Source organism: Micromonospora rosaria (genome assembly GCF_001567585.1).
GTDB classification, from domain to species: Bacteria; Actinomycetota; Actinomycetes; order Mycobacteriales; family Micromonosporaceae; genus Micromonospora; species Micromonospora rosaria.
This window is the reverse complement of record NZ_LRQV01000272.1, coordinates 1-2,479: the sequence shown is the minus strand read 5'-3', so window position 1 is coordinate 2,479 and position 2,479 is coordinate 1. Positions and strand designations below refer to the sequence as shown.

The window sequence follows — 2,479 nt, the reverse complement described above, 5'->3', positions numbered from 1 at the left end:
CCGGAGCAGCCCGAACAGCGCCATCGTGACGAACATGGGCCGCCGCCTCGTCGCCGAGGGCTGCGGCGGGTACCAGTTCGGCCCCGGCCCACAGTGGACCGACGTCGACCGGCAGTCCTACGCCGCCTGGCAGCGCAAGCTCGGCTTCACCGGCGCCGACGCCGACGGCTGGCCCGGCCGGTCGACCTGGGACCAGCTCCGCGTCCCGAAGAGCTGACCGCAGCGCGCACGGGCCCGTCCGGCCGCCGGGGACCGGACGGGCCCGACCCGGGGGGACCCCGGCCCGGTGACGGTCATCCGACATCCGGGCGAGAACCGCGACCGGCGGCCCACCGGGTGATGATGAGGTGGTGGCCGAACCCCCCGCCGCGCTCCGGTCCTTCGCCGACCGACTCGGCGCGCTGCGTATCGCCGCCGGCGCACCGTCGTACGGACGGCTGGCCCGCCTGCACGGGGAGTTGAAGACGTCGACCATCAGCGACGTCCTCACCGCACGGAGCAAGCCGTCCCTGGACTTCGTGATCGCCTTCGTCGACGCCTGCGGGCGGTACGCCGCGCGGCACGGACACCGGCTCGATCCGGCGCTGCTCGACGCCGACCGGTGGCGCGCCGACTGGCAGGCGCTGCGCCGGGCGCTGGACGCCCGGGGCACGCCCCGGCAGCCGGCGCGCGACGGCGGCCCGCCGTCGTCACCCGCACCGGCGGCCGAGGCGGCCCTGGTCGTGTCGAACCTGCCCCGCCGGCCCGCGCCCGCCTTCCTCGGCCGCGACGACGAGCTGCGGAGCCTGGCCGGTCAGCTCGACGAGCACCCCGGCATCGTGATCGGGCAGGCCGTCCACGGTCTCGGTGGGATCGGCAAGAGCGAGTTGGCGCTCCAGTACGCGCACCGGTACCGGCGACAGCACCCGGTCGTCTGGTGGATCAGGGCGGACACCCCCGCCAACCTGACCGCCGACCTCGCCGCGCTCGGCCCGGCGGTGGGCCTGCCCGACCGCCGGGACGGCAGCCTGACCGACGCGGCCGACCTGGCCGTACGGTGGCTCGCGGCGCACCGTGGGTGGCTGCTGGTGCTGGACAACGTGACCGACCCCGCCGAGGTCACGTCGCTGCTCGCCCGGCTCGGCACGGGCCGGGTCATCGCCACCAGCCAGCGCGACGTCGACTGGGCCGAGCTGGGGCTCGCGCCGCTGCGCCTGCGACCGCTGAGCCGGCGGGACAGCATCGGGCTGCTCCGCGCCCGCTCCGGCCGCGACGACGACCCGACGCAGGCCGAGGCGTTGGCCGCCGACGTCGGCGACCTGCCCCTGGCGTTGCGCCAGGCGGCTGCCTACCTGCGGGAGCGGCCACACGTCGGGATCGTCGAGTACCGTCGGCGGCTGGCCGCGCAACCCCGCCGGATCCTCGCCAGCGGGGTGGCCCCCGGCGCCGACCATCCGGTGATGCGCACCTGGGGCGTCACCATCGACGCGATCCGGGAGAAGGACCCGCTCGCCGTGCGGCTGCTGGACACGCTGGCCTACCTCGCCCCCGACCGGGTCGACCTGGCCCTGCTGGCGGTGCCGGGTCGGCACCCGATGGACGTCGAGGACGCCGTCGTGCTCGCCGCCTCCTACAGCATGGTCAACCGGCAGGGCGACACGATCAGCGTGCACCGCCTCGTGCAGACCGTCATCCGGGCCACCCACCGCGACTGCGGCCCGCTGGCGCTCGTCGTGGACCTGCTCCACCGCGCCGCTCCGGCCGGGGAACCCGAGACCGACCTCGCCTCCTGGCCACTGTGGAACCGACTGGCGGCCCACGTCGACGCCGTCGCGACGTGCTTCGCGCCGCCGGGCGACGACACCGCCGGGGCGGAGAACGGCCCCCGTCCACCCCGGACCGCCGCCCTCGACCTGCGGGCCGCCACGGTGTTCGAACGGTGTGCCGTGTACCGGCGTGGCCAGGGCCAGCACTCCCCCGCCGGACGACTGTTCACCCTGGCCCACGCGCTGCGGGAGCGGCACCTCGGGCCCGAGCACCCCGACACGGTCACCGCCCGGTACGGGCTGGCGGGGGCGTCCTGGTCCGCCGGCCGGTACCAGGAGGCGATCGTCCTCGGCGAGCAGACCCTCGCCGCCCGCCGACGGATCCTCGGGCCGGACCATCCGGACACCCTCAGCAACGCCAGCAACGTCGCGATCGGGTACCGGGAGGTGGGCCGGCTGAGCGAGGCGATCGCGCTCAGCGAGCGCACCCTGCGGGTGCGACGCCGGGTGTGCGGCCCGGCGCACCCCGACACGCTCCAGTCCCAGAACAACCTCGCCGGCTGCTACCGGGCCGCCGGCCGGCACGACGAGGCGCTCGCGCTGTACGAGTCCACCCTCGCCGGACGGGAGGCCACCCTCGGCGCCGAGCATCCGGACACCCTGCAGAGCCGCAACAACCTGGCCGGCGGGTACGCCAGCGTCGGGCGGCACGCCGACGCCATCCGCCTGCACGA

At 76.1% G+C, this 2,479-nt stretch carries 2 protein-coding genes; both read left to right on the top strand.

Features of this window, described 5'->3' with window-relative positions; all coding sequences use genetic code 11:
• Positions 1-217, top strand: a 217-nt coding sequence (locus AWW66_RS31900; protein WP_169807210.1) for a peptidoglycan-binding protein, incomplete at its 5' end; no start/stop codon positions are given.
• A 133-nt stretch (positions 218-350) separates the two neighbouring features.
• Positions 351-2,479, top strand: a 2,129-nt coding sequence (locus AWW66_RS31895; RefSeq protein ID WP_157528303.1) for a tetratricopeptide repeat protein, incomplete at its 3' end; no start/stop codon positions are given.